25 protein-coding genes and 1 riboswitch are annotated in these 23,919 nt (G+C 62.7%); of the genes, 16 read left to right on the top strand and 9 right to left on the bottom strand.

Annotated elements, in window-relative coordinates:
* Window positions 1–195: 195 nt before the first annotated feature.
* A complete protein-coding gene (locus GM658_RS12020; RefSeq protein WP_155454275.1) occupies window positions 196–1,074 on the bottom strand; it encodes a hypothetical protein in 879 nt (292 codons plus the stop codon).
* Between the two features lie 123 nt (window positions 1,075–1,197).
* On the opposite strand from GM658_RS12020, the gene GM658_RS12025 reads away from it, so the two are divergent.
* From GM658_RS12025 to GM658_RS12040, 4 genes are all read left to right on the top strand, one after another.
* A complete protein-coding gene (locus GM658_RS12025) occupies window positions 1,198–1,551 on the top strand; it encodes an ArsC family reductase (RefSeq protein ID WP_155454276.1) in 354 nt (117 codons plus the stop codon).
* Window positions 1,548–2,681 carry a succinyl-diaminopimelate desuccinylase gene (gene dapE, locus GM658_RS12030; RefSeq protein ID WP_155454277.1) on the top strand — a complete coding sequence of 378 codons (1,134 nt, stop codon included), beginning with the start codon at window positions 1,548–1,550 and terminating at the stop codon, window positions 2,679–2,681. Before GM658_RS12025 ends, dapE begins: the two co-directional genes overlap by 4 nt.
* A gap of 10 nt (window positions 2,682–2,691) precedes the next feature.
* Window positions 2,692–3,582: a 50S ribosomal protein L3 N(5)-glutamine methyltransferase gene (prmB, locus tag GM658_RS12035; protein WP_155454278.1), complete on the top strand. Its 891-nt coding sequence runs from the start codon at window positions 2,692–2,694 to the stop codon at window positions 3,580–3,582.
* Between the two features lie 130 nt (window positions 3,583–3,712).
* Entirely contained in the window at window positions 3,713–5,668 is a 1,956-nt protein-coding gene (locus tag GM658_RS12040; RefSeq protein ID WP_155454279.1) for an ATP-binding cassette domain-containing protein, read from the top strand.
* On the opposite strand, the gene GM658_RS12045 is transcribed toward GM658_RS12040, so the two are convergent.
* Window positions 5,638–6,108: a chemotaxis protein CheW gene (locus tag GM658_RS12045; protein WP_155454280.1), complete on the bottom strand. Its 471-nt coding sequence runs from the start codon at window positions 6,106–6,108 to the stop codon at window positions 5,638–5,640. The two genes, GM658_RS12040 and GM658_RS12045, sit on opposite strands and share 31 nt — an antisense overlap.
* 128 nt (window positions 6,109–6,236) lie before the next feature.
* Between GM658_RS12045 and GM658_RS12050 the strand changes: the two genes are divergently transcribed.
* Window positions 6,237–7,259, top strand: a complete 1,023-nt coding sequence (locus tag GM658_RS12050; protein ID WP_155454281.1) for an HDOD domain-containing protein — start codon at window positions 6,237–6,239, stop codon at window positions 7,257–7,259.
* Here GM658_RS12050 and GM658_RS12055 read toward each other — a convergent pair whose 3' ends face one another.
* The 3 genes from GM658_RS12055 to GM658_RS12065 all read right to left on the bottom strand — a co-directional run bounded on the left by GM658_RS12055 (window position 7,260) and on the right by GM658_RS12065 (window position 11,556).
* The gene (locus GM658_RS12055) at window positions 7,260–9,155 is read right to left on the bottom strand and encodes a flagellar assembly protein A (RefSeq protein ID WP_229416869.1); all 1,896 of its coding nucleotides are present in this window, start codon (window positions 9,153–9,155) and stop codon (window positions 7,260–7,262) included.
* An 18-nt stretch (window positions 9,156–9,173) separates the two neighbouring features.
* Window positions 9,174–11,063 carry a flagellar assembly protein A gene (locus tag GM658_RS12060; protein ID WP_229416870.1) on the bottom strand — a complete coding sequence of 630 codons (1,890 nt, stop codon included), beginning with the start codon at window positions 11,061–11,063 and terminating at the stop codon, window positions 9,174–9,176.
* 136 nt (window positions 11,064–11,199) lie between these two features.
* Window positions 11,200–11,556, bottom strand: a complete 357-nt coding sequence (locus GM658_RS12065; protein WP_155454283.1) for a hypothetical protein — start codon at window positions 11,554–11,556, stop codon at window positions 11,200–11,202.
* A 195-nt stretch (window positions 11,557–11,751) separates the two neighbouring features.
* Between GM658_RS12065 and ompR the strand changes: the two genes are divergently transcribed.
* The 6 genes from ompR (at window position 11,752) to GM658_RS12095 (ending at window position 16,692) form a co-directional block, all read left to right on the top strand.
* A complete protein-coding gene (ompR, locus tag GM658_RS12070; RefSeq protein ID WP_155454284.1) occupies window positions 11,752–12,516 on the top strand; it encodes an osmolarity response regulator transcription factor OmpR in 765 nt (254 codons plus the stop codon).
* A gap of 13 nt (window positions 12,517–12,529) precedes the next feature.
* Window positions 12,530–13,876, top strand: a complete 1,347-nt coding sequence (locus tag GM658_RS12075) for an ATP-binding protein (protein WP_155454285.1) — start codon at window positions 12,530–12,532, stop codon at window positions 13,874–13,876.
* Window positions 13,877–14,008: 132 nt separating this feature from the next.
* Window positions 14,009–14,977, top strand: a complete 969-nt coding sequence (locus tag GM658_RS12080) for a cysteine synthase A (protein WP_155454286.1) — start codon at window positions 14,009–14,011, stop codon at window positions 14,975–14,977.
* Window positions 14,978–15,067: 90 nt separating this feature from the next.
* Window positions 15,068–15,550 carry a VOC family protein gene (locus tag GM658_RS12085; protein WP_155454287.1) on the top strand — a complete coding sequence of 161 codons (483 nt, stop codon included), beginning with the start codon at window positions 15,068–15,070 and terminating at the stop codon, window positions 15,548–15,550.
* A 12-nt stretch (window positions 15,551–15,562) separates the two neighbouring features.
* Window positions 15,563–15,988, top strand: coding sequence for a YciI family protein (locus GM658_RS12090; RefSeq protein WP_155454288.1), 426 nt, complete (start codon window positions 15,563–15,565; stop codon window positions 15,986–15,988).
* An 11-nt stretch (window positions 15,989–15,999) separates the two neighbouring features.
* Window positions 16,000–16,692, top strand: a complete 693-nt coding sequence (locus GM658_RS12095; RefSeq protein WP_155454289.1) for a YciI family protein — start codon at window positions 16,000–16,002, stop codon at window positions 16,690–16,692.
* Here the strand turns inward: GM658_RS12095 and GM658_RS12100 are convergent.
* Window positions 16,689–17,681 carry a LacI family DNA-binding transcriptional regulator gene (locus GM658_RS12100; RefSeq protein ID WP_155454290.1) on the bottom strand — a complete coding sequence of 331 codons (993 nt, stop codon included), beginning with the start codon at window positions 17,679–17,681 and terminating at the stop codon, window positions 16,689–16,691. The two genes, GM658_RS12095 and GM658_RS12100, sit on opposite strands and share 4 nt — an antisense overlap.
* A 52-nt stretch (window positions 17,682–17,733) precedes the next feature.
* Here GM658_RS12100 and GM658_RS12105 point away from each other — a divergent pair, with 52 nt between their 5' ends.
* From GM658_RS12105 to GM658_RS12120, 4 genes are all read left to right on the top strand, one after another.
* A complete protein-coding gene (locus tag GM658_RS12105) occupies window positions 17,734–18,993 on the top strand; it encodes an RNA polymerase sigma factor (RefSeq protein ID WP_155454291.1) in 1,260 nt (419 codons plus the stop codon).
* A gap of 9 nt (window positions 18,994–19,002) precedes the next feature.
* A complete protein-coding gene (locus GM658_RS12110) occupies window positions 19,003–19,365 on the top strand; it encodes a VOC family protein (protein ID WP_155454292.1) in 363 nt (120 codons plus the stop codon).
* A gap of 4 nt (window positions 19,366–19,369) precedes the next feature.
* Window positions 19,370–19,936, top strand: a complete 567-nt coding sequence (locus GM658_RS12115; protein ID WP_155454293.1) for a hypothetical protein — start codon at window positions 19,370–19,372, stop codon at window positions 19,934–19,936.
* A gap of 357 nt (window positions 19,937–20,293) precedes the next feature.
* Window positions 20,294–21,298 carry a hypothetical protein gene (locus GM658_RS12120; protein ID WP_155454294.1) on the top strand — a complete coding sequence of 335 codons (1,005 nt, stop codon included), beginning with the start codon at window positions 20,294–20,296 and terminating at the stop codon, window positions 21,296–21,298.
* Here the strand turns inward: GM658_RS12120 and GM658_RS12125 are convergent.
* The 3 genes from GM658_RS12125 to GM658_RS12135 are packed head-to-tail and all read right to left on the bottom strand — an operon-like array spanning window position 21,295 to window position 22,516.
* Window positions 21,295–21,708 (bottom strand): GFA family protein, encoded by a 414-nt coding sequence (locus tag GM658_RS12125; protein ID WP_155454295.1) that lies wholly within the window; start codon window positions 21,706–21,708, stop codon window positions 21,295–21,297. The two genes, GM658_RS12120 and GM658_RS12125, sit on opposite strands and share 4 nt — an antisense overlap.
* Before the next feature lie 10 nt (window positions 21,709–21,718).
* Window positions 21,719–22,183 (bottom strand): immunity 26/phosphotriesterase HocA family protein, encoded by a 465-nt coding sequence (locus tag GM658_RS12130; RefSeq protein WP_229416871.1) that lies wholly within the window; start codon window positions 22,181–22,183, stop codon window positions 21,719–21,721.
* Window positions 22,184–22,216: 33 nt separating this feature from the next.
* Window positions 22,217–22,516, bottom strand: a complete 300-nt coding sequence (locus tag GM658_RS12135) for a ferritin family protein (RefSeq protein ID WP_155454296.1) — start codon at window positions 22,514–22,516, stop codon at window positions 22,217–22,219.
* A gap of 125 nt (window positions 22,517–22,641) precedes the next feature.
* On the opposite strand from GM658_RS12135, the gene GM658_RS12140 reads away from it, so the two are divergent.
* Window positions 22,642–23,799: an iron-containing alcohol dehydrogenase gene (locus GM658_RS12140; RefSeq protein ID WP_155454297.1), complete on the top strand. Its 1,158-nt coding sequence runs from the start codon at window positions 22,642–22,644 to the stop codon at window positions 23,797–23,799.
* 7 nt (window positions 23,800–23,806) lie between these two features.
* Window positions 23,807–23,905: riboswitch (TPP riboswitch) on the top strand.
* Window positions 23,906–23,919 lie beyond the last annotated feature (14 nt).

The raw sequence follows: 23,919 nt of genomic DNA on the forward strand, positions 1-23,919 counted from the left end.
CGATATCTAATCGTCAATTAGAAACTTTATAATGTTGCCCCATTTCCACAAAATTACAACTGGTTACAAGTGACTACTTTTCCGCACTTGACCTATTGCCCTCGCGAGCTGCCGGAACGACGACGCTTCCCCGCGAAGCAGGCAAGCGGGAACAGGGCCAGCGCGGCACACAAACGCACAAACAGCATCATCGCTTCAGAACTCCACCTCAAAATAGACCGGCGCCCGGTGCTGCTCCGCCCAGTGCAGGATGGCGCGCACTTCCTCCAGCGCAGCCAGCGTGGCCTTCTTGGCCGGCAGCTTTTTTGCCGTTGCGTCGATTGCAGCGAGCAGTCCGTCGACCGCTTTCAGCACTTCCACAGCCGGCGCGCCGTCCTGTGCTGCCTGGCCGTCGATACCAACGTACTTTGACAGCGCAGGAAGGCCCGCCTCCTCGCTGATCGCCTCGAGCTTGCTCCAGGCGCGGCCCAGCGCACCCGCATCCATGTCCGGCTGCAGCGGGCACGCCGGCTGCGCAACCAGCCACATTGGCATGCCCGCCGAGCGGAACATTTTGGCAGCCTCGCGCCGGCGCTCCATCAGCTTGGCGTTGAAAGCGGGATCGGCGATCGCCGCGATCCATTCATTGGCGAAGGCCTCCTCCAGCTTGCGCATGCGCCGGACGTCGTCGACAACATCGGCCGGGAAAGCGCTGATGCTGCTGCGTTGCGAGACGATGCCCCAGCCAAAATGCGACATCCCATGCGCTTTCAGCACGCCCATGGCGCCGTCCTGCTTTGCGTAATACTCGTTGACCGTCTTGTCGATCTCCTTGCTGCTCTGGCCCATTGCATTGATGGCCTTTACCTTGGCATCGCTGAAAAACTCCCCCCGCGCATGACGACGGGCGATCATCAGTTCATTGTGGGCTTCACGCTCGGCCTGCAATTGTTCGCGCAACGCCAGCAGGCGCTCGATAGCAGCGCGTTCGGCGTCGGAGGCGGCGCGGGACAGCGCCATCTCCAATGCGCGTCGCTCCAGTTCTTTGGAGCGCGATAAGTTGATCTTTGCTTCTGTCCTGGGTGGTGTCGTCATGCCGCTGATCCGTTGGTGACTTCCGGAAACATTAGCAAAACAGACACGGCTTGTCACGTCCATGCCACGATATAATGTCGTCCTTCGGCCGCACCGCGGCCCAGCACAACAATATTTTTCCGAATGATTACCCTCTACGGCATCCCGAACTGCGACACCGTCAAGAAAGCCCGCGTATGGCTGGCCAGCCGACAGCAGGACTTCACCTTCCACGACTTCAAGAAACAGGGCCTGGACGAAGCCACCGTGCGCACCTGGCTGAAAACCCTGGACTGGGAAGTGCTGGTCAACAAAAAGGGCACGACCTGGCGCGCCCTGCCGGACGAGCGCAAAGCCGCCGTCACCAGCGCCGATGCCGCCGTTGCGCTGATGCTGGAAAACCCTTCCGTGATCAAGCGCCCGGTGCTGGTGGGCGCAGGCGCGAAAGCCCACGTCGGCTTCAACGACGCCATGTACCAGGAAATCTTCGCAGCATGAGCGCCTCCCGCACCCTCGACCTGACCGAAAAGCTGCTGGGACGCGAGTCCGTCACGCCCGACGATAAAGGCTGCCAGGACCATTTGAAATCCTGGCTGGAGCCGCTGGGCTTCCACTGCGAGACCATCGTCTCCGGCGAAGTGACCAACCTGTGGGCGCGCAAGGGCACGGAAAGCCCGGTGCTGGTATTCGCCGGCCATACCGACGTGGTGCCGACCGGCCCGGTCGAGAAATGGTCGTCCGAGCCCTTCTACCCGACCCACCGCGACGGCAAGCTGTATGGCCGCGGCGCTGCCGACATGAAGACTTCGATCGCCGCCATGGTGGTCGCCTGCGAGGAATTCCTGGCCGCGAACCCTGGACATAAGGGCTCGATCGCCTTCCTCATCACCTCCGACGAGGAAGGCCCGGCAACGGACGGCACTATCAAGGTGGTGGAGAAGCTGAAGGCGCGCAACGAGAGCATCGACTACTGCATCGTCGGCGAGCCGACTTCCGACAAGACCCTGGGCGACATGATCAAGAATGGCCGCCGCGGTTCGCTGTCGGGCAGCCTGACCATCAAGGGCGTGCAGGGCCATATCGCCTACCCGCAGCTGGCCAAGAACCCGATCCACCTGGCTGCGCCGGCACTGGCCGACCTGGTGGCCGAAGTCTGGGATCATGGCAACGAGTACTACCTGCCGACGTCCTGGCAGATGTCGAACATCAAGGCCGGCACGGGCGCCAACAACGTGATCCCGGGCGATATGCACATCGACTTCAATTTCCGCTTCTCGACCGCGTCCACGCACGAGAGCCTGCGCCAGCGCGTGCACGCCATCCTCGACAAGCACGGTCTGGAATACCAGCTGGACTGGGTGTTGTCCGGCCTGCCCTTCCTGACACCGCGCGGCACGCTTTCCGAAGCGCTGTGCCACGCCATCAAGGATGAAACGGGCGTCGACACCGAACTGTCCACCACCGGCGGCACCTCCGACGGGCGCTTCATCGCCCAGATCTGTCCCCAGGTGATAGAATTTGGCCCCCCGAACGCCAGCATCCACAAGATCGACGAGCACATCGAATTGCGCTTCATCGACCCGCTGAAGAACATCTACCGCCGCACCCTGGAAAACCTCCTGCGCTAAGAAAAACATTATGGATACCACCCTGTACACCACCCCGCGCGACCTGATTCGCCACGCAGTCACCCGCTTCAACAAGGCCAAGCTGTTCTTCGGCCATGGCAGCGCCGAGGCTTACGATGAAGCGGCCTACCTGACGCTGCACACCCTGGCCTTGCCGCTGGACCGCCTGGAGCCGTTCATGGACGCGCGCCTGCAGCCGGAAGAAGTGGCCGAAGTGCTGGCCGTGATCGAGCGCCGCGCCAACGAGCGCGTACCGGCTGCCTACATCACCAACGAGGCATGGCTGGGCACCTACAACTTCTACGTCGACGAGCGCACCATCGTGCCGCGCTCCTATATCGCAGAACTGATTCCTTCCTACTTCGCGCCGTGGGTCAATGATGCGGACAACGTGTCGAACATCCTGGAACTGTGCACGGGGTCGGGCTGCCTGGCCATCATGATGGCGGACGCCTTCCCGGATGCTGTGGTGGATGCAGTCGATATCTCTGGCGATGCGCTGGAAGTGGCGCGCAGGAACGTCGACACCTACAAGCTGAATGACCGCGTGAACCTGATCCAGTCGGACCTGTACGCCAACGTCCCGGCGGGCAAGAAGTATGACCTGATCATCAGCAACCCGCCGTATGTGAATTCTTCGTCGATGGCCAAGCTGCCGCAGGAATACCTGCACGAGCCGCAGATCGCCCTGGACGGCGGCGCGGACGGCATGGACCTGGTGCGCAAGATCGTTGCCGGTGCGGCTGAACGTTTGACCGATGACGGTTTGCTGATCGTTGAAATCGGCAATGAGAAAGAGTTTGCGGAGGCAGCCTTTGGCGAACTGGGGCTGACCTGGCTGACGACCAGCCAGGGCGATGATATGGTGTTCCTGCTGACTGCTGACCAACTGAAAATCTAAACCCGGCAAAGCGGGGTCAGACCCAAGGGTCAAGCCCTGTCTGTGCCACTGTCCGCGGCTTCGGCATAGCCGGGGTCTGACCCTTGGGTCTGACCCAGGTTTACCGGGTTTTAACGAGAATGACCACGAAATGATCCGCTTCACCAACGTCAGCCTGATGCGCGGCCTGAAACCGCTGCTGGAAAATGCCGACCTGACCCTGAACCCAGGCGACAAGATCGGCCTCATCGGGGCCAACGGCGCCGGCAAATCCAGCCTGTTCGCCATGCTGCGCAACGAGCTGCACCCGGACCTGGGCGACATCGACTTCCCGAAAAGCTGGCGCATGGCCTACGTAGCGCAGGAGACCCCTGCCCTGCCACGCACCGCCATCGACTATGCCATCGACGGCGACGCCCACCTGCGCGAATTGCAAGCCGAACTGGCCCGCCTGGAAGCCATGCCGGACTCCCCGGAGCACGGCATCGAGATCGCCCACGTCCACACCGCCCTGGCCGACGCCGACGCCTATACCGTCCAGTCGCGCGCCGAGCAGCTGCTGCTTGGCCTTGGCTTCACGCTGGAGCAGATGCAGCAGCCGGTAGCGAGCTTCTCGGGCGGCTGGCGTATGCGCCTGAACCTGGCGCAGGCCCTGATGTGTCCTTCCGACCTGCTGCTGCTGGACGAACCGACCAACCACCTGGACCTGGACGCGATCATCTGGCTGGAAGACTGGCTGAAGCGCTACCCCGGCACCCTGATCATCATTTCCCACGACCGCGATTTCCTCGACGAGATCGTGAACGTGATCGTCCACATCGACGAGCGCAAGCTGAAACGCTACTCGGGCAACTACTCCGGCTTTGAACGCCAGCGCGCCGCCCACCTGGTGCTGCAGGCGTCGGCGATCGAAAAGCAGCAGCGCGCCCGCGCCCACCTGCAATCGTTCATCGACCGCTTCAAGGCCAAGGCCACCAAGGCGCGCCAGGCGCAGTCCCGCATGAAGCAGCTGGCCAAGATGGAAGAACTGGCGCCGCTGCGCGCCGCCGCCGAATTCAGCTTCGAATTCCGCGACCCGGTCAGCGCGCCGAATCCGCTGCTGGTGATGGAAGACGTCAACTGCGGCTACCACACCGACCAGGGCGACAAGACCATTGTGCGCGGCGTGACCTTCTCCCTGGTGCAAGGCCAGCGTATCGGCCTGCTGGGCGTGAACGGCGCCGGCAAATCGACCCTGATCAAGACCATCGCCGGCGACATCGACCCGCTGACAGGCACCGCCACCACCGGCAAAGGCCTGGTGATCGGCTACTTCGCCCAGCACCAGGTGGAGATGCTGCGCCACGACGAATCGCCGCTGTGGCACCTGCAGAAAATGGCGCCGACCGTGCGCGAGCAGGAACTGCGCAACTTCCTGGGCAGCTTCAACTTCCCGGGCGAAATGGTGACCAGCAAGATCGCCCCGTTCTCCGGCGGCGAAAAGGCACGCCTGGCGCTGGCCCTGATCGTGTGGCAGCGTCCCAACCTGCTGCTGCTGGACGAACCGACCAACCACCTGGACCTGGAAACGCGTGAAGCGCTGACCGACGCGCTGGCACAGTTCGAAGGCACCCTGCTGGTGGTATCGCACGACCGTCACCTGCTGCGCGCCACCACCGAGCAATTCATCATCGTCGAGAACGGCCGCCTGCGCGAATTCGACGGCGACCTCGATGACTACAAGGACTGGCTGCTGCAAACCAAGATGGCAAAGCCGGCTGCCGCCAGCCCCGCGCCTGCCGCCGGCAGCGCCGCCGCAGCGGTCGAAGTCTCGCCCGTCGACCGCAAGGAACAGAAACGCCTGGAAGCCGAGCAGCGCCAGCGCCTGTCCGCCCAGCGCAAGCCCCTGGAAAACCGCCTGAAAAAGGTGGAAGCCGCCATGGCCCAGCGCAGCGAGCAGAAAGCCACGATCGACGCTGCCCTGGCCGATCCCGCGATCTACGAAGCGGAGAACAAGCCAAAGCTGAAAACCCTGCTGGCAGACCAGGTCGAATGCAGCAAGGAGCTGGAGCAGCTGGAAGGGGAATGGCTCGAGCTTCAGGAGCAGCTGGAAGCGCTGGCCGCCTGACGCTGGCGCCCCGTGCCGCGCACCGCCATCAGGCGGTCGATATCGAGCAGGATCAGCTTGCGTTCGCCCAGCAGGCCCATGCCCAGCAGGTAATCCACTTCCTCGCCCACATGCGGCAAGGGGTGGACGCTCGATGCCGGCAGCGTCACCAGGTCGGTCACGCCATCGGTGACCATGCCCATCACGCAAGTCGACAGCTGCAGGATGATCACGTCCGTGCGCGGATCGTGCGCCGGCGGGCGCGGGCCGAACGCCACGCGCATGTCCACAATGGGCATGATCACGCCGCGCGACAAAGCCACACCCTCCACCAATTCCCCGCCCGAAGCAATGCGTTCGAGCGCGCTCAATGGACGCAACTCCTGCACGCGGCGGTAGTCCAGCGCATACTCAAGGCCGCCCAGGCGGAACGTCAGGTACTGTCGCAGGTCGGCTTCCATAGTGCTCCTCTGATTCCGGTGATACTCCTCGCCATCGTACCGTTACGCAACAGCAAGCAGTTTGACCATCCTCAAAGGAATCCTCCTAGGCTACAATGCTTTCATGACAATTGCTGGGGAAAGCAACAATGTACCAATGGCTGAAGCGACTGCTCGCCAAACCTGAAAGCAGCCCAAAGCCGGCTTTGCAATGCGCGCCGGAGCCGCCTGCGGCGCCGCCCAGCGCCCCGATCCTCTCGCCCGCGGTGGAAGGCGGCCCCGATTTCGAACAGAAAGACCTGGTCAACTCCACCTTCCAGCGCTGGCTGTTCAACCTGCGCGAAGACGAAGCCCTCGACACCAACGCCCCCGAAGGCCGCGTGCTGCACGAATTGATCATGGCCGCGCAATCGGGCCACAACGCCGCCGACATGCTGCGCCGCATGCCAGGCGTGATCCCGCAGCTGCTGCAAAGCCTGCGCAGCGAAAATTTCGCCGGCGCCGACATCGCCCGCAACATCTCCAGCGACCTGGTACTGGTGGGCTCCGTGCTGCGCCTGGCCAATGCCGCCATCCTGAACAGCGGCGAGCCGACCACCATCAAGAGCGTCGAGCACGCCGTCATCGTCGTCGGGCAGGAAGGCCTGCGCCAGCTGATCACCTCCGTCGCTTTCCGGCCGATTATCGACCTGAACTCAGGCTACTACACCAAGCTGCTGGCGCCGCGCATCTGGGACCAGTCGGAAAAAAGCGCCATTGCCTGCCGCATGCTGGCGCCGGAATTCGGCGTCGAACCGTTTGAAGCCTTCCTGGCCGGCCTGGTGGTGAACTCCGGCCTGCTGACGGCCCTGCGCGTGATGGACAGCGTGGGCGCCAAGCCCGGCGAACTGGGTTCCGCCACTTTCCGCGCCCGCCTTGCTCGCGAAGGCCGCGCCATTTCAGCCGGCATCTCGGAAGCCTGGAACTTCTCGCCCGCCGTCACGCAAGCGATCCGCGAGCAGGAAGACACGCGCGGAGGCGGCGCCCTGTCGCCGATGGGACGCGTGCTGGCGGTCGGCGACTACCTGTCGAAAATCCGCATGCTGCAAGCCAACCGCATGATCAACGACACCGAGCACAACCTGTTCCACGACCTGCCCCTCGGCGCCCTGCCCTGCTACGCCGCCATCTAATCAAGCTGCGCTGGCGCTCCAGTCGAAGCTGCCGCTGCCGGCGTGGAACAGGGGCTGCTGCGAGCCCAGCGCGGTGCGCACGCGCAGCTTCACTTCTTTCGGCGGCAAGAGGTAGGCGGGGCCGAGGTCGGGATTGAACACCAGCTTGCGCACCAGCAGCTCGCCCGTTACTTGCCGTACCGTGCAGCGGGCGCTGCCAATCACCATCAGTTTTTGCTTGTAGACGTGCTCGCCCAGCTCCTGCTCTTTCTGCTGCGCGGCCTGGGCTTCTTTCATCGCTACCTGCAGGCGCGCGACCATCTTCAGCGAGGGGCCGACTTTCAGCGCCATCTTCTGGAACAGCACCAGCTGCTCCTGGTTCAGCGTCACTTCCTGCTTGCGCACTTTGCTGGCCAGTTGCAGATAGTTGCGCACTTCCTGGTCGGCGGTGATCGTGTCCATCTGCTCCTTGCAGCGCGCGGCCTGCTGTTCGCCCCTCTCGGCGCGGGCGGCGCATTCGGCCAGCTTTTCGTCGTATTTCGTAGTGTCGGGGACCATCACGTGCAGCTGCATTTCGGCCTGCTTGCGCGGGCCGGCGCTGTCGATCTCGATGCGGCGCGCGGCAATCGCGCAGCCGGCGGCCAGCTTGATCAGCACTTCGTCGGCCATGATTTCGCAGTTGTAAGCCTCGGTGATGATTACGCGGCTACCGGTAATCACGCAGTTCTGCGCCTTGCCCAGCACCACTTCGCCCGTCTTCGCCTGCAACAGCGCGCCCGAGGCCACGCCGGCGACGCGGATATTGCCGTCGGCATTGGTGGCGCTGCCGCCCATCAGGTTCTTTTGCAGGGCAATCGTTCCGCCGCGCGAGATGATGTGGCCGTACACGTCGGCATGCACGGTGATGTTGCCGCCTTCCACCGTGCGCTGCTCCTGCACTTCGCCGAATTCTTCGTAGTCGCCGTCCAGCTGCAGGTTGCCGGTGGTGCGCGCGGACACGCCTTCGCGGCTGACGATCTTGGGACCGATGGAAATGCGCTTGCTCTTGCCGTCGACGTTGATGAAGCCTTCGGTGGACGACACCAGGTAGTCGATGCCATCGTGGTGCTCGACCACCGTGCCTTCGCCGGCCACCGTGGTCAGTTCCACGTCGCGCGGCGCCGGCGGTTCCAGCACGATGCCGGACAGCTCGAAGCCGCGGGTGCCGGCAACCGGCGGTTCGCGCCGCAGCAGCCGCACCCGGGCCTTCACCTGCGGGAAGCGGTTCTGGAAGCTGTGCAAATCGAAGCGGCCATTGGCCAGCAGGCGCGGGGCGTTGGAGCGGTGGATGCTTTCCGAGACTTCGACGATGGCCGCGTCGCGCCCCGGCGCCGGCGGCAGCTTGCGCGCGACAATCAAACGCGCCACCTTGCCGCTGGCGATGGCTTCGCGCACGGCCGGCGCATCAATGCCGAAACGTATGCCCTTGGTCCACATATCGGCCACGAATTCGCCGAAGTCGAGGCGGGCCGGCACCGGCGCCAGCCCTTCGGCCTCGATGAACACGGGTTCGAAATAGTATTCCGCGTCGCCGCCGACAATGCGCACTGCCTTGTACAGGGCGCGGCGGGCGGTGGGAAATGGCGCGATCTCGTCGGCAAAGCGCCACAGCGCCTGGTCTTTCATCCCTTCCGGCAGCTCGGGGCCGGCGCCGTACAGGGCGCGGATGAAGACGCCGTAATCGAGTCCGCGAAAGGCGGCGCCGGAGAGGAACACCTGGTTGGCAGCCGCCTGCAGCAAGGACGCTGGGGCTTCGGCCTTGAAATACACGCCATCGGCGCGCTGGACCAGCGACGATGGCAGATCGCCAGCCGCCGCGGCGGCGGCCGATGCAGCGTCTGCAGGCACCATGTCTCCCGGGATAGTCTGTTGCGCCATTGTACGGCTAATGGCCCATCAGCCTGCGCCCGGCTCGGCTAGCGAAGCGCCATGCCAGTTCACGCTGCCGCTCGATCCGGCGAAGATCGCCACGCTGTCCAGCCGTGGCCCGCGCAGCATGGTCTTGTAATCCTTGGGCTGGGCCATGAAGTTGGCCGCCACGTTTTCCGCCAGCGGCAGGGTGCGCACCAGGACTTCGCCGTCCACCATGCTGACCCGCACCGAGGAACGTGCTGCGGCGCCGCGCTTCAGTTCTTCCAGTTCGTCGCGCCGCTTGCGCGCGCCGCCGATGGCCTCTTCGCCGACCTTGATCGATTGCACCAGCTGGCCGATGGCCTTGATCTGCGGCGCCACGGCGGCGGCCACCTTCTTCAGGTGCGGCACCTGGGCCGGAGTCAGGTGGATCTCGCCCTTGCGCAGCTTTTCTGCCAGGGTCAGGTAGCTGCGCACTTCTGCCAGGGCGTTCAGGCGGTCATGCTCGGCGCGCCAGGCGGCGATTTCTGCCTCGTGGACGGCGACCTGCTTTTGCAGCGCTTCCAGTTCGGCGTCATGGCCGGCCACGTCCTGCACCACGACATAGACGAACATTTCGCTGCTCTTGCGCGGGCCGGCGCTTTCCACCAGCACGCTGCGGCCGGCCACCGCGCAGCCGATCGCCAGCTCGATCTGCACTTCGTCGGCGAAGATTTCGCAATTGGACGCTTCGGCGATCACCACCTTCGGCGCGCTGATCACGCAGCTCTCGGCGCGGCCCTTGATGGTGACGGTGCCGCTGGCGGTCTGGATGGTCGAGCCGGAAGCCACGCCATCGACCTGGATATCGCCTTTGGCATTGACCGCCTTGCCGCCCACCAGGTTGCGGCCCAGGATAATCGTGCCGCCACTGGAGTGGATATTGCCGAACACGTCGCCGTGCACCGTGATATCGCTGCCGTTTACGTCGCGCAGTTCCTGCACGTCGCCGAATTCCTCGAAAGCGCCCATCAGCTCCAGGTTGCCCGTAGTTCGGCCGGAGACGCCTTCACGGCTGATGATCTTGTCGCTCAGCGCCACCTGCCCGCTTTTCGGATCGACGTTGAGGAAGCCTTCGCGCGCCGCCACCAGGAATTCGCCGTCGTGCTCGCGCGCGATCACCGTGCCCTCACCTGCGAAGCGCTGGAAATCGACGTCTTTCGGCGCCAGCGCCGCCAGCGGCAGGCCGGCAATATTGCGGCCCGGTTCCCCCGGCACGCCGGGCAGCTTTTGCAGCAGGCGCACGCCCTGCTTGATCTGCGGGAAGCGGTTCTGGAAGCTGGTCAGGTCCACGGTGCCGTCGGCGCGCTGGCGCGGGGCATCGCTGCGGTGCAGTTCTGGCGCCACCTCCACTACCTGCGCATCCTGGGCCGGGGTCGGCTCCAGGTCGAGTGCGGCGGCCACCCGTTCGCCCTTGGGCGCAGCCAGCGCGGCGCGCACCGCCGCCACCTGGATGCCAAAGCGCACGTTCTTCAGCCACATATCGGCCACGAATTCATCGAAGTCGAGTTGGGCCAGTCGTTCCGGCAGCAAGGTGCCGTCCTCCAGCTCCTCGGCCGGCAGGTAGATCGGTTCAAAGAAGTATTCCGCCTCGCCGTCGCGGATCTTGACGTTGCGGTACAGGGAATGGCGCTCGGGCGGGAAAGGTTCCAGCCGCTCGGCCACGCGCGCCAGCAAGCCGGCATTGGGCGCCAGCTCCGGTCCCACGCCGTACAAGGCGCGCGCCAGCGCCGGATAATCCAGGCCGCGCAGCACGTGACCGCTGCGGAACAGCGCGTCGATGGCATTGGTCAGTTCAGGCGCGGGCAGGCGCACGTCGAGGAACACGCCATCGGCGCGCTGCACGACGCCCGGCGGCAAGCCGGCGCTGCTTTCCTGTTCTGCTGTGTGGGACAAGGCTCTTCCTCCAGTGCCCTGATCTTGGGCGCGCCAAGGCGCGTTGTCTTGCGGGCAATCAATATTACACGCAAAACATCAAAAAACGGAGGTTTTTGGAGCCGAAAGTTTTCTTAGCGTTACGTAAACGTCACAATCACCGTCTCGGAGGCAAGGAATACACTTGCTGGCCCGCTTCATTGATCTGGCGGCGCAGGTCGCGGCGCTCGTCGGCCGTCATGCGGCCGTTGCGGCGCGGCGGCTCCGCGCTGTTCTGGCTCTCGTCGATGCGGCCTTCATACGAACGCTCGCGCGCTTCGCGCAAGTCGTTGTAGCGGCTCTCGCGGAAATCGCGCGGCGCTTCGCGGCGCTCCATTTGCCGTTCCATTTGCCGTTCTTCGCGGCGTTCCTGCTGCCGCATCTGGCGGTTGGACTGCGCTTGCGCGTTCGCCATCAAGGTGCAGCACAGGGCCGCGCACAGCGCTGCAGCCGCTTTGCCCAATCCTGTTTTCACACCAAGTTTCATCGCAGTCCTCGTGGTACTTGCCTATCCATGCCCGCAGTGTATGCGCTCCTCCTTTCCATAGTAAGAGCGACCGGGTAAAGTTTGTAAGAATTTGTAATGAGTTTTCACCGGTATGGCGCCGGCGACGAATATGACGTTACCATAGCGACATGCATCTGACAATTCAACAAGATCAACACTTTTATGAATACCACCACTAATCCTCCAGCCGCACCGGGCGGCCAGCACGGCCACCAGGCCAAGATCATGGTGGTGGACGACGACGTCCGCCTGCGCGACCTGCTGCGCCGCTACCTGACCGAACAAGGCTTTAACGTCGTCACCGCCGAAAACGCCACCGCCATGAACAAGCTGTGGCTGCGCGAGCGCTATGACCTGCTGGTGCTGGACCTGATGCTGCCCGGCGAAGACGGCCTGTCGATCTGCCGCCGCCTGCGCGGCGCCGGCGACCAGACCCCGATCATCATGCTGACCGCCAAGGGCGAAGACGTGGACCGCATCGTCGGCCTGGAAATGGGCGCCGACGACTACCTGCCCAAGCCTTTCAACCCGCGCGAGCTGGTGGCCCGCATCGGCGCCGTGCTGCGCCGCAAGCAGCCGGACGAAATCCCGGGCGCGCCGTCCGAGCACCCGCAAAGCTTCGAATTCGGCCAGTTCGTGCTGGACCTTGGCACCCGTACGCTCAAGAAAAACGGCGAAACCGTGCCGCTGACCACCGGCGAATTTTCGGTGCTGAAGGTGTTTGCGCGCCATGCGCGCCAGCCGCTGTCGCGCGAAAAGCTGATGGAGCTGGCGCGCGGCCGTGAATACGAGGTGTTCGACCGCAGCCTGGACGTGCAGATTTCCCGCCTGCGCAAGCTGATCGAGCCCGATCCATCGAGCCCGCTGTACATCCAGACCGTCTGGGGCCTGGGCTATGTCTTCATCCCAGAGGGCCAGCCACGCTGATTTTGGGCTGCCGATGAAATTTCGCCTGCCGCGCCCGGCGTCGCTGACCAGCGGCCTGTTCTGGCGCACTTTCCTGATGCTGAGCGTGCTGATCACGCTCTCCATGTCGGCCTGGTTCGGCATGGTCAACTACCTCCAGCGCGAACCGCTGGCGCAGCAGACTGCCGCCCAGGTGGTATCGGTGGTGACCATCACCCGCGCCGCCCTCACCCACTCGGCGCCCGATTTGCGGCGCGAGCTGCTGTTCGAGCTGGTGTCGAATGAAGGCATCCGCGTCTTCACCATGGAGGATGACGACGAGGTGGCGCCGGCGCCGTCTTCCGGACTGATGTCCGATATCCACGCCCTGGTGCGCGCCAAGCTGGGCGCCGACACACGCTTTTCCTCGGAAGTGAACGGCGTGCCCGGCTACTGGGTCAGCTTCAAGATTGCGGACGACCGCTACTGGCTGATGATGGAACGCGAACGCTTGCAGAGTCCCGTCGAATGGCTGGGCTGGGCGGGCGTGGTGTCGGTGGTGTCGCTGCTTGGCGCGGCGCTGATTTCCAGCCTGATCAACCTGCCCCTGAAACGCCTGACCGAGGCGGCGCGCCAGATCGCCCAGGGCAACCATCCCGACCCGCTGCCCGAAGTCGGGCCGCAGGAGGTGCGGCAGGCCAACCGCAGCTTCAACCAGATGGTCGATGACCTGGAGCAGGTCGAATCGGACCGCGCGGTGATCCTGGCCGGCATTTCCCACGACTTGCGCACGCCGCTGGCGCGCATGCAGCTGGAGGTGGAGATGGCCAACCTGTCGCAGGAAGCGCGCGAAGGGATGCAGTCCGATATCGCGCAGATGGATGCGATCATCGCGCAGTTCCTCGATTATGCGAAGCCGACGGAGGCGTCCAGCTTCATCAATGTGGATATGGTGGCGCTGCTGTCCGACTGCGCGCATGAGGCGGGGCGGCAGGCCGATGTGAAGATGACGGCTGAGCTGCCGGAGCATGCGCAGGTGCTGGGCAATGCGACCGACCTGAAACGGGTGATTGCCAACCTGGTCGAGAATGCGCGACGCTACGGCAAGACGCCGGGGACGGACGTGGCTGAGGTGGATATCAAGTGCACGGTGCGCGGCATGCATACCGCCAAGCGGGTGGTGGTGGAGGTGCAAGACCACGGCGTGGGTGTGCCGGATGAGCAGATTGCGCAGTTGCTGAAGCCGTTCACGCGGCTGGATACGGCGCGCGGGCAGGCCAATGGCGCTGGCCTTGGGTTGGCGATTGTGGACCGCGTGCTGTCGCGGCATGAGGCTGAGCTGGAGGTGGCCAATCGCGAGGGTGGCGGGCTGAAGTTCACCATCACTTTGCGCGCGCTTTAAACCCGGTAAATCAGGGTCTGACCCAAGGGTCAGACCCTGTCTGCTCAGCCGCCGCGGGTGGGGCCCAGCCCCATTCGTGAAACCGTACAGGGCCTGACCCCGCATTACCGGGTTTTGGTCTAAATTGAAGCCATGCGCACCAAACAAGGCTTCGCCGGCGCCATCGGCCACACGCCCCTGATCCGTCTCGCCTGCCTCTCGGCCGAGACCGGTTGCGACATCCTTGCCAAAGCCGAGTTCATGAACCCCGGCGGCTCCGTCAAGGACCGCGCCGCCCTCGCCATTATCCTCGACGCCGAACGCTCGGGCCGCCTGCGCCCCGGCGGCACCGTGGTCGAAGGCACCGCCGGCAACACCGGCATCGGCTTGGCCCACCTGTGCGCGGCGCGCGGCTACCGCTGCGTGATCGTCATCCCCGACACCCAATCGGAAGAAAAATTCGCCATGCTGCGCACCCTGGGCGCCGAAGTCCGTCCCGTGAAAGCCGTCCCCTACGCCGACGAGAACAACTACCAGAAAGTCGCCGGCCGCCTGGCACAGGAACTGCCCAACGCCATCTGGGCCCAGCAATTCGACAACCTGGCCAACCGCCAGGCCCATTACCAGCACACCGGCCCCGAAATCTGGCACGACTGCGAAGGCCGGATCGACGCCTTCACCTGCGCCACCGGCACCGGCGGCACCCTGGCCGGCGTAGCGCGCTACCTGAAGGAACAGCGTCCCGCCACCCGCATCGTGCTGGCCGATCCTTATGGCAGCGCCCTGTACAGCTGGATCAAGCACGGTGAACTGAAGAGCGAAGGCAGTTCCATCTCGGAAGGCATCGGCAACAGCCGCGTCACCGCCAACTTGCAAGACACGCCCATCGACGACGCCCTGCGTATCGACGACAGGACTTGCGTGCAGATGGTCTACCGCCTGCTGCGCGAGGAGGGCCTGTATGTGGGCGGATCGAGCGGCATCAACGTCGCCGCAGCTGTTGAGCTGGCGCGGCAGATGGGTCCCGGCCACACCATCGCCACCCTGCTGTGCGACCGCGGCGCCACCTACGCGGCGCGGCTGTTCAACCCGGAATGGCTGGCGCAAAAAAATCTTTTGTAATCGTGTCGATCTGGCGCCGCGCCGTTCGTCGTGGGATTATGGAGGCCGCAAACGGTGTCCACTTCCCTCAACAACGAACGGAGATCCACCATGACTGTCAAAGCGATTCCTGAAGGCATGCACACTGTTACCCCGCACCTGGTCTGCGAGGGCGCTGCAGAAGCCATCGAGTTCTACAAGAAAGCCTTCAACGCCGTGGAAAATTCCCGCATGCCGGCGCCGGACGGCCGCGTCATGCACGCCCAGCTGAAAATCGGCGATTCGGTCATCATGCTGGTCGATGACTTCCCTGACCATGGCTGCTTCGGCCCGAAACACTTGAAAGGCAGCCCAGTCACCATCCACCTGTATGTGCCCGACGCGGACGCGACCTACGCCCAGGCAGTCAAGGCCGGCGCCACCGCCAAGATGCCGCCAGAGGACATGTTCTGGGGCGACCGTTACGGCGTGCTGATCGATCCTTTCGGCCACAGCTGGTCGGTCGCCACCCACAAGCGCGACCTGACGCCGGAACAGATGGTTGAAGGCATGAAGGAAATGATGAGCAAAATGCCGGAAAACTGCAAAGCTTAAGGAGAAGCCAGAATGCGATTCATGCTCATCGTAAAAGCCACCCCCGATTCCGAAGCCGGCAAGATGCCCAAGACCGAGCTGCTCGCGGCCATGGGCAAGTACAACGAGGAACTGGTGAATGCCGGCGTGCTGCTGGCCGGCGAAGGTCTGCACCCCAGTTCGCGCGGCGCCCGCGTGCACTTCTCGGGCAGCAAGCGCACCGTGATCGACGGTCCGTTTTCGGAAACCAAGGAACTGATCGCCGGCTTCTGGCTGATTCAGGTAAAGTCGCTCGACGAAGCCATCGAATGGGTCAAGCGCTGCCCCAATCCGATGGAGAGCGATTCCGATATCGAAATCCGCCAGGTGTTCGAGGCCGAGGATTTTGGCGCCGAGTTCACGCCTGAATTGCGTGAGCAGGAAGCGCGCATCGCCAGCAAGATCGCAGCGCCGGTATAAGGAGAAGAGCAATGCAGTACATGGTTATTCGCAAGGCCGACGCCGCGTCGGAACTGGACGGTTTCCCGTCCGCTGAACTGGTGCAGGCCGTACCGGGTGCCAAGTGGCTGCGCTCCAGTGCCGACGGCGGTTTGCGCATGCGCCGCCGTAACGGCCAGTGGCTGTATGAAGAAGGCCCGTTCAACGATGTGAGCGTGGCCGGCTTTGCATTCATCGAGGCTGAGGACCGCCGCGCCGCCAGCGAACTGGCGGCGCGCTGGCCCTCGGCCGACGCCGAAGGCCGCGCCGTGCTCGAAGTGCGCGAAGCCGGCTGTCCCGGCGGCTGCGTAGGCTTCGACACGGGCAGGCCACCCAAGCATACCGCCTGGGCTGTCCTGTTGCGTTCCGACGAAGTGGCGGAGCAGGATTTCGAACCGCCAGCCGCGGTGATCGACATCATGAACCGCGCCAATAATGCCGGCATCGCCGCCGGCGTTGCGCTATCCGGTGAAGGCCTGAAATCCACGGCCCGCGGCGCGCGCGTCAAATTCAGCGGCGGCAAGCCCTTCATCACCGACGGTCCCTTCGCCGAAGTGAAGGAACTGATCGCCGGCTACTGGGCCGTTGATGCCGCCTCGCGCGACGAGGTGATAGCCTGGGTCAAGTCCTATCCCTACCCCAGCCAGGGCGATATGGAAGTCGAACTGCGCAAGGTGGCGATTTAGTTGCGCACAGCCGTGGAGGCGCGCAGCACCAGCTGCGCGTCGATCACGGTGAGCGGCTCAGCTTCCTGGCCATCGATGGTGGCAAGCAGCTTCCGCATGGCCGCTGCGCCCATGCGTTCACTGTGCAAATCCACGCTGGTCAGGCCAGGGCAGGAGAAATGCCCAAACTGGATATTGTCGAAGCCAACTACCGAGATATCGTCCGGCACCTTGAAGCCCAAAACCTGTGCGGCCTTCATGAAACCCAGCGCCAGCAGGTCGTTGAAGCACACCAGCGCGTCGAGTGGCTGGCGCCCCAGCACAATGGAGGAACATAACTTTTCGCCAGCCGATGCCGACGGCGCCTCGGCGTTGAACACTGTCAGCTCCAGGCCTTGTGCAGCCAGCGCTTCGCGTACGCCTGCCATGCGCTCGCGGTCGCGCAACGACCTGGAAAAGCCCATATACCCGACGCGCTGGTGGCCTTGCGACAGCAAGTGGCGCGTCACCATGAAGGCGCCCAGTTCGTCATCACTGGCTACGGAAGGGAGATTGATGCGTTGCGGCCGGCCGAAATAGACTGCAGGCCGACCGAGCGCCATCAGCCAATCCAATTCCGCCTCAGGCGTCCGGGTGTACACGATGAGGCCATCCACGCGGCGGCTCAAGGTCTCCAGCAAATGACGTTCGCGCTCCGGCGTTTCTTCGGTATCCACCAGCAGCAAGGTGTAGCCGTGGTCCTGTGCAACGCGGCTGGCGCCCTTTACCACGCTGGCGTAATGGGGATTCGTGATATCCAGGACAGACAGTCCAATGGCCTTGGTGCGGCCTGTGATCATCGACTGCGCCATGGGGTTGGAGCGGTAGCCCAGTTGTTCGATCACGCTGGTCAGGCGGGCTTCAACGGCCGGCGAAAAGCGCTGGGTGCCATTGACAAACTTGGAGACCGTGGCGTTGGACACGCCAGCGGCGGCGGCCACATCCCGGATTGTCGCTATGGTCTTCTTCATCGCACGGTCATTTTTGGAAAAGTTGCCGAGTTTATCATGCTAAAGTATCACCATGAACGACAACAGCATCCACCGCGCCATCGACGCCGTCTGGCGCATTGAAGAAGCCAAGATCATCGCCGTGCTGACGCGCATGCTGCGCGACGTCGCCCTGGCCGAGGAAATGGCGCAGGACGCCCTGGTCAGCGCGCTGGAAACCTGGCCGGAAAACGGCACGCCCGACCGCCCGGCCGCCTGGCTGATGCAGGCCGCAAAAAACAAGGCCCTCGACTACCTGCGCCACCAGAAGCTGGTGCACGAAAAAGAGCCGGAGCTGACTTACGAAATAGAAGGGCTGCTGCAAGACGCCGCGCCCGACCTGGAGCGCGAGCTCGACGACAATATCGGCGACGATCTGCTGCGCCTGATCTTCATTTCCTGCCACCCCGTGCTGACCATGGAGGCGCGTGTGGCGCTGACCCTGCGCCTGCTGGGCGGCCTGACGACCGAGGAAATCGCCCGCGCCTTCCTGGCTTCGGAAGCGACGGTGGCGCAGCGCATCGTGCGCGCCAAACGCACGCTGGGCGAGGCCAAGGTGCCGTTCGAAGTGCCGCGCGGGGAGGAGCTGGAAGAGCGCCTGTCCGCCGTCCTGCAGGTGATCTACCTGGTCTACAACGAAGGCTATTCCGCCAGCGCCGGCGCCGACTTGATGCGCCCTGCCCTGTGCAACGAGGCGCTGCGCCTGGGCCGCATCCTGGCCGAACTGGTGCCAGGCGAGCCGGAAGTGCATGGACTGGTGGCGCTGATGGAAATCCAGTCTTCACGCTCCCGCGCACGCACGGATGCCGAAGGCAAGCCGGTGCTGCTGCTCGACCAGGACCGCACGCGCTGGGACCAGATGCTGATACGGCGCGGCCTGGCTGCGCTGCAGCGTGCGCAAAGCCTGGACCGCGTGCCGGGCCCCTATGTGCTGCAAGCGGCCATCGCATCCTGCCACGCCCGCGCGCGCCGTGCCGAGGATACGGACTGGCAGCAGATCGCTTCCTTGTACCTGGCGCTGGCAACACGCTCGCCCTCGCCTGTGGTCGAACTGAATCGCGCCGTGGCGCTGGCCATGGCCTACGGCCCGGCCGTGGGCCTCGAATTGGTGGACCAACTGGTCGATGAACCAGCACTCAAGCAGTATCACCTGCTGCCAAGCGTACGCGGCGACTTCCTCTACAAATTGAATCGCCTGCCAGAGGCCCGCTTCGAATTCGAACGTGCTGCATCGCTGACGCAAAACGAGCAGGAACGCCAACTGCTGCTGACGCGCGCGGCAGCGTGCAGCTAAGGTGCGCAAATGACCGATTTCATTGCCACCCGCTTCACGCTGGCAGTTCTCGACCTGGCCAAATCCACGGACTACTACACGTCCGTGCTTGGCCTGGTGATCGACTTCACGGTTCCCGGCTGGTCCTTCCTCTCCCGCGGCAGCTTCCGCGTCATGCTCGGCGAGTGCAAGGATGCCATGTCCCCGGCGCAGCTGGGCGATCACTCATGGTATGGCTATGTGTACGTCTCGGATGCCTCCGCCCTATTCGCCGAATTCCGGGCCAAGGGCGTTGAGTTCGTCCAGGAACTGGCAGACAAACCGTGGGGCATGCGCGAATTCGGCATCCGCACAATTGACGGCCATCGCATCATGTTTGGCCAGGAGTTCTAATGCAATGCCGGCCATAAAGCCAACTAACTATCGCAAAACACAAAAAATCATGCGTTTCACCAGCTTCCTAATCTCGTCCTTGATGTTTGCAGTTCCTCCAACATTTGCTGATCAGGCACCAATCGTCTCCGCCCAGGTAATTCGTCTAAGCGATGCCCCGTCCGCAGTGTTTAATACGTCCGGCTGGTCGAATACAAATTCGTCGAACCCTGTCATCCTGACTCCTGACCTGCTCACTAACGCAATGATTGGCGTCAGTCGCTTGGCGAAGGGACAGCCGCTGCTTCGCAGCCAGGTTACCGTTCCTGAGAGCCTGGATGTTGAGAGTATTCGAAAAGCGGTCAACGAACGCCTGAGGGACAAAGCAAACCTTTCCATCAATGTCGAGAGCATAGGCTCGCGGCAAGTGGTTGTAGCACGGTACGGCGACGGCAAGCAGGAATGGATCGAGTACGCTTTTGAGTTCGAAAATCACCTGGCATATGTACTGTTGAAGGCCAAATCCGGCGACTACTTCGACAAAGGTGCTAAGGTTGCCGCCGGAATCGTTCAATCGTTCGCGGCACCATGAGGCGGCCGATATTTTCAAAGACAAGGTTCATGCGAACACTGGCAACGCTCCTCTTTTTCACTCTACAGAGTCTGGCAATGGCGCCTGCTCTGGCAGATTCTGACCGGCCGACTGTCATCGTCATTACTTCTGCGAAACTGACATTTCACTACTCCTAGATCAATTTCCTGTCGACTTCCCCGGTAATGTGGGGCGAAGGGAAAGCGCCGAAACATCCCAGATATTTGAGATTCATGCTCGTTCAACCCTATGAGAGCCCCCCCGAGTTTGTGATTGAGAGCTGGACCTTCGGCGAAGAAGGCTGCTGCAAGCGCCTTGTGCACACGAGACAATTCGATTTCACTGGAGACTTTCTCAGTGCCTTTGCCACGCCCGATTCAGCTAAATGTGAAACAGGATTCCTATTTGGCCGCTGGCTTGGACCGGCGTCGTTCAGTTTTCAATTGGATTGCAAGTCTTTCATCGCACGCCATGTCGATCGCGAAACCATTGAAATCCTATCGTTGGACGGCAGGCATCCCTAGAATCACTTCCTCAAAAAACATGAAAAACGAGTCCCGTTCATCATCAATCGCCAGAGTCATTACGTCTTGGCCATTTCTGTTTTTCTTGTCGACCCTCTTATTGAACGATTGGTTGTTGAAATACGCTTTTCCAGGGACCGTTACCGGGAAATTGTCCGATTTCGCGGGAATTGCGGTAGTTGGAACCCTGGCGATGTCGATTTGGCCAAAGCGCTTGCTGACGGTGTCATTTGTCATTGCCGCCGGCTTCATTTGGTGGAAAGCGCCTCTGTCGCAAATTGCGATCGATGCGCTGAACCGGTTGATGCCAGGGCGCATCGGGCGGACCGTGGATTACACGGATCTCGTAGCGCTTTGCGTTCTGGCGGTTTGCCCGCATCTCTCAAGCTGCGCAGAACGATATTCCTTGTTCTCTCAAAGCACACAAACTACGCTTCGCCTTCCGCTGTTCTGCGCAGCCATATTTGCAATCACAGGAACATCGTACATTCCTACGCGCGACGCCTACTCGATGAGGAAAACATCATCTTCCGTGGCTTTTCATCGAGACCAGGTCGCTGATGCAATCGCTCAGGTAATGAAGCAGGAAGGCCTGGAATGCATGGACTGCTCAAGGCCCTTGGAGACTGCAAAGTACTCTGGCCGCGGGCTGCTGGCGCGTTATACATTCAGCGAGCAAAATGCCGTTCTTTTCCAGGTTGAGGCATGGCCAGATGGCCTCAATTTTGGTGCCAGTGGAAAGGACAAGGCAGATGCTCTTCGAGAAAAGCTGAAATCCTTGATGGCAAAGCGTTTCAACGGTCTTGAATACGTTGAGCCATTAAATCCCGAACGCTAAGCGCTTTCAAGTGCACCATCGCGGCGCGTACGGCGGTAACGTGGAAGGTCGTCGCAGATCGGTTCCCAGTGCAGGCGGTTGTCGGCGAAGGTGTGGTCCTGCGGTGGCAGCGCCTCCGGGTTATCGAGGCTGCAGGTGGTGATATCCATTTCGTCCGGCGTGGAGTCGTCGCGGAACGTGAGCTGCGTGCCGCAGGCGCTGCAGAATTCTCGAGTTACGCCGGGGCTGGAATGGAAGATGGCGGCTGTGCCGCGAACATAACGGAACTGCGTGCGCGGCACGCTGAACCAGGCCACGCTTGGCGCGCCGCACAGGCGGCGGCACATCGAGCAATGGCACCAGGTGCATGTCAGCACCGGCGCCTCGGCTTCATATTGCACTGCCCCGCAAAAACAGCCGCCCGTGTACATAGGGATCTCCCTATTCCAGCAGTTTGGTCATGAGCAGTTCCGCCGAGCCGTAGCCGTACAGCGAATCGCTCTCCAACCCCTCCGTGTCATAAGGCACGGACACTTCGCGTTCCGGCTTGGCCGGATCGTCGCCGTAAGTCGCCTGCCAGGCGCGCTTGAGCGCATCGGCGCGGCGGATGAACATCGGTACCGGCCAGTCGCGCCGTTCGAAACCGACGGTATTGCCGATCACCGGCCAGCGCCCATTGGCCACCGCGATGTCGCCGGTGCGGATCACCTTGAGCGCATCGTTCGCCGACAGCTGCTGCACGTCGCCAAGGGTCGGCAACGTCCAGTGGGTCGGCCCGAACAGGTAGGCCAGCATGACCTTTCCTTGCGGTGACAGGCGCGCCACCAATCCGGTGGCATACCCGCCATTTCTGAGCGGGATGGCAAACCAACTGCCCTCCCGGTACGGCTGCAACTTCATCGACATCCTTTCTCATTGCAGCGCGATACCAGAAACGTTTTATTCGTAGTGGTACTGCGCGGCGATCGGTCCCGCTTTGAACAGCGCTTCCTTCATTTCTTTATCCAGCTTCGGGTCGCGCCGGCGCACCCATTCCAGCAGCATCGCGATCTGCTTGCGCGTGGAATCGCGATGACTGGCCATGACCAGTTTCAGCTCGGGATCGGTGCACGTTTCGATACGCTGGTTATGCATATCCAGCATTTCGATCTTCTCGCTCAGCGACGTCAGCGCCCGGTGCATATCCAGCACCTGGGCATTCAGATAGTCGCGCGGCTCGACCACGTGTTCCTGTGTCATCTCACTCTCCTTAGGCATGCGGATACACGCATTGTCAGCCTGCGGCGCGGATTTCTCAAGTGTAGCAAGGCGGTCTGATCGGTGTCGCACGGCTGGGCGCGTTTTGCGCGATAATGCCCGGCACTATGCAAAACTTTGAATTCCACAACCCTACCCGTGTCATCTTTGGCGTGGGCCAGATTGCCTCCTTGGCAAAACATATTCCTTCCGATGCACGTGTGCTGATGCTGTACGGCGGCGGCAGCATCAAGACCAACGGCACATATGATGAAGTGCGTGCCGCGCTGGCCGGTCATACCGTGCTGGAATTTGCCGGCATCGAACCAAATCCGAAATACGAAACGCTGATGCAGGCGGTGGAGTTGATCCACCGCGAGAAGATCGACTTCCTGCTGGCGGTTGGCGGAGGTTCTGTTGTCGATGGAACAAAATTTGTTGCCGCAGCTGCCGCATACGACGGCGATGCCTGGGACATCCTGAAAATCGGCGGCAAGGTCATCAAGGCGGCCCTGCCCTTCGGCGCGGTACTGACCTTGCCTGCCACCGGTTCGGAAATGAACAGCGCCAGCGTAATCAGCCGCGCAGAAACGCAGGAAAAGCGCGCCTTCATGAGCCCCCACGTTTATCCGCGTTTCTCGGTACTCGATCCGGCCAAGACCTTGACCCTGCCGCTGCGCCAGGTCGGCAACGGCGTGGTCGATGCTTTCGTCCACACCACCGAGCAGTACCTGACCTATCCGGCCAATGCGCCGGTGCAGGACCGCTTCGCGGAAGGCTTGCTGCAAACCCTGGTGGAACTGGGCCCGCAAGTGCTGGCGCGCCCGGACGACGTCGAGGTTCGCGCCAACATCATGTGGTCCGCCACCATGGCCCTGAATGGCCTGATCGGCGTCGGCGTGCCGCAGGACTGGGCCACGCATATGATCGGCCACGAGCTGACTGCCCTGTTTGGCCTGGACCATGCGCAGACGCTGGCGATTGTCCTGCCGGGCATCCTGCAGATCCGCCGCGAGGCAAAGCGCGGCAAGCTGCTGCAGTACGCCGAGCGCGTTTGGGGACTGAAGAACGGCACCGAAGATGAACGTATCGACGCCGCCATTGGCAACACACGCGCCTTCTTCGAGCAGATGGGCGTACCGACCCGCTTGTCCGGCTACGGCCTCGGCCCGGAAGCGATCGACGCCACCGTCGCCGCGGTGGAAGCGGCCGGCCTCACCGGCTTGGGCGAACACCGCGATATCACGCCTGCGGACGTGCGCAAGGCCCTGCAACTGAGCCTGTAGTACAATACCGCCTCGCTAGGGGTCCTCGCGCATGTGCGCGGGGTGAGAAATACCCTCGGAACCTGATCTGGATAATGCCAGCGAAGGAAAGCGCAGATGGATGAAGCTCCACTTTTTCGG

Origin of the sequence: Massilia eburnea, from assembly GCF_009720745.1 — a bacterium.
GTDB lineage: Bacteria > Pseudomonadota > Gammaproteobacteria > Burkholderiales > Burkholderiaceae_D > Rugamonas > Rugamonas eburnea.

What these genes read in the sequence shown, in the direction of transcription:
- GM658_RS12125 (WP_155454295.1), bottom strand. Translation starts at nt 21,708, where the DNA reads ATGTACACGGGCGGCTGTTTTTGCGGGGCAGTGCAATATGAAGCCGAG.
- prmB (WP_155454278.1), top strand. Translation starts at nt 2,692, where the DNA reads ATGGATACCACCCTGTACACCACCCCGCGCGACCTGATTCGCCACGCA.
- GM658_RS12075 (WP_155454285.1), top strand. Translation starts at nt 12,530, where the DNA reads ATGAAATTTCGCCTGCCGCGCCCGGCGTCGCTGACCAGCGGCCTGTTC.
- GM658_RS12090 (WP_155454288.1), top strand. Translation starts at nt 15,563, where the DNA reads ATGCGATTCATGCTCATCGTAAAAGCCACCCCCGATTCCGAAGCCGGC.
- GM658_RS12130 (WP_229416871.1), bottom strand. Translation starts at nt 22,183, where the DNA reads ATGTCGATGAAGTTGCAGCCGTACCGGGAGGGCAGTTGGTTTGCCATC.
- GM658_RS12105 (WP_155454291.1), top strand. Translation starts at nt 17,734, where the DNA reads ATGAACGACAACAGCATCCACCGCGCCATCGACGCCGTCTGGCGCATT.
- dapE (WP_155454277.1), top strand. Translation starts at nt 1,548, where the DNA reads ATGAGCGCCTCCCGCACCCTCGACCTGACCGAAAAGCTGCTGGGACGC.
- GM658_RS12050 (WP_155454281.1), top strand. Translation starts at nt 6,237, where the DNA reads ATGTACCAATGGCTGAAGCGACTGCTCGCCAAACCTGAAAGCAGCCCA.
- GM658_RS12040 (WP_155454279.1), top strand. Translation starts at nt 3,713, where the DNA reads ATGATCCGCTTCACCAACGTCAGCCTGATGCGCGGCCTGAAACCGCTG.
- GM658_RS12110 (WP_155454292.1), top strand. Translation starts at nt 19,003, where the DNA reads ATGACCGATTTCATTGCCACCCGCTTCACGCTGGCAGTTCTCGACCTG.
- GM658_RS12045 (WP_155454280.1), bottom strand. Translation starts at nt 6,108, where the DNA reads ATGGAAGCCGACCTGCGACAGTACCTGACGTTCCGCCTGGGCGGCCTT.
- GM658_RS12085 (WP_155454287.1), top strand. Translation starts at nt 15,068, where the DNA reads ATGACTGTCAAAGCGATTCCTGAAGGCATGCACACTGTTACCCCGCAC.
- GM658_RS12140 (WP_155454297.1), top strand. Translation starts at nt 22,642, where the DNA reads ATGCAAAACTTTGAATTCCACAACCCTACCCGTGTCATCTTTGGCGTG.
- GM658_RS12020 (WP_155454275.1), bottom strand. Translation starts at nt 1,074, where the DNA reads ATGACGACACCACCCAGGACAGAAGCAAAGATCAACTTATCGCGCTCC.
- GM658_RS12095 (WP_155454289.1), top strand. Translation starts at nt 16,000, where the DNA reads ATGCAGTACATGGTTATTCGCAAGGCCGACGCCGCGTCGGAACTGGAC.
- GM658_RS12080 (WP_155454286.1), top strand. Translation starts at nt 14,009, where the DNA reads ATGCGCACCAAACAAGGCTTCGCCGGCGCCATCGGCCACACGCCCCTG.
- GM658_RS12115 (WP_155454293.1), top strand. Translation starts at nt 19,370, where the DNA reads ATGCCGGCCATAAAGCCAACTAACTATCGCAAAACACAAAAAATCATG.
- GM658_RS12100 (WP_155454290.1), bottom strand. Translation starts at nt 17,681, where the DNA reads ATGAAGAAGACCATAGCGACAATCCGGGATGTGGCCGCCGCCGCTGGC.
- GM658_RS12135 (WP_155454296.1), bottom strand. Translation starts at nt 22,516, where the DNA reads ATGACACAGGAACACGTGGTCGAGCCGCGCGACTATCTGAATGCCCAG.
- GM658_RS12055 (WP_229416869.1), bottom strand. Translation starts at nt 9,155, where the DNA reads ATGGCGCAACAGACTATCCCGGGAGACATGGTGCCTGCAGACGCTGCA.
- GM658_RS12025 (WP_155454276.1), top strand. Translation starts at nt 1,198, where the DNA reads ATGATTACCCTCTACGGCATCCCGAACTGCGACACCGTCAAGAAAGCC.
- ompR (WP_155454284.1), top strand. Translation starts at nt 11,752, where the DNA reads ATGAATACCACCACTAATCCTCCAGCCGCACCGGGCGGCCAGCACGGC.